Origin of the sequence: Microcoleus sp. B13-B6, from assembly GCF_036705405.1 — a bacterium.
In the GTDB taxonomy this organism is placed as follows: Bacteria; Cyanobacteriota; Cyanobacteriia; order Cyanobacteriales; family Microcoleaceae; genus Microcoleus.
This window is the reverse complement of the sequence record NZ_JAUBUJ010000249.1, coordinates 1-1,293: the sequence shown is the minus strand read 5'-3', so window position 1 is coordinate 1,293 and position 1,293 is coordinate 1. Positions and strand designations below refer to the sequence as shown.

Here is a 1,293-nt window from a genome sequence, read left to right as displayed (position 1 = left end):
GCATAATTGTTACCAGCTAAGTCTTTAATTGCACCAGCAGCAATTTCAACGTAGTAACCAGTACCTTGCGCTAAATCCGCCGTGGGGTTAACTGTGACGGTACTACCGCTAACAGTGACATTTGTGGAGGTAACATTTATAGTTTCCACCACCGTGCCGTCGGTTTTCTTGATAACAATATTGCCAGTACCTTTTTGGACGGCTTCATTCAAGGTGACTACTAAATTAGCAGCAACTGCAACACTGGTGGCGTTATCTGCGGGGGTGAAAGTGGCAGTAGGCGCTGTGGTATCAGCGGCGACAGCAGTGTTGAAATTCCAAGCAGTTGCACCTGCAATGCCGACATAATTATTACCTGCTAAGTCTTTAATCGCACCAGTGGCAATTTCAACGTAGTAATCAGTACCGGGCGCTAAATCTGCCAGTGGATTAATGGTGACGCTACTACCAGTAACGGTGACATTGGGTGTGGTGACATCAATGGTTTCAACCACCGTGCCGTCGGTTTTCTTGATGACAATATTGCCAGTGCCTTTTTGTACGGCTTCACTCAAGGTGACGACTAAATCAGCAGCAACTGCAACACTGGTGGCGTTGTCTGCGGGGGTGAAAGTGGCTGTGGGGGCTGTGGTGTCAACGGCGACAGCAGTGGTGAAATTCCAAGCAGTTGCGTCTGCAATGCCGACATAATTATTACCTGCTAAGTCTTTAATCGCACCAGTGGCAATTTCAACGTAGTAACCTGTACCGGGCGCTAAATCTGCCAGTGGATTAATGGTGACGCTACTACCAGTAACGGTGACATTGGGTGTGGTGACATCAATGGTTTCAACCACCGTGCCGTCGGTTTTCTTGATGACAATATTGCCAGTGCCTTTTTGTACGGCTTCACTCAAGGTGACGACTAAATCAGCAGCAACTGCAACACTGGTGGCGTTGTCTGCGGGGCTGAAACTGGCAGCGGTGGGGGCTGTGGTGTCAACGGCGACAGCAGTGGTGAAATTCCAAGCAGTTGCGTCTGCAATGCCGACATAATTATTACCTGCTAAGTCTTTAATCGCACCAGTGGCAATTTCAACGTAGTAACCTGTACCGGGCGCTAAATCTGCCAGTGGATTAATGGTGACGCTACTACCAGTAACGGTGACATTGGGTGTGGTGACATCAATGGTTTCAACCACCGTGCCGTCGGTTTTCTTGATGACAATATTGCCAGTGCCTTTTTGTACGGCTTCACTCAAGGTGACGACTAAATCAGCAGCAACTGCAACACTGGTGGCGTTGTCTGCGGGG

1 protein-coding gene is annotated in these 1,293 nt (G+C 49.0%); it reads right to left on the bottom strand.

Going from position 1 to position 1,293, the window contains the following annotated elements; all coding sequences use genetic code 11:
- Window positions 1–1,293, bottom strand: a 1,293-nt coding sequence (locus tag QUB35_RS38985; protein WP_333148434.1) for an Ig-like domain-containing protein, incomplete at both ends; no start/stop codon positions are given.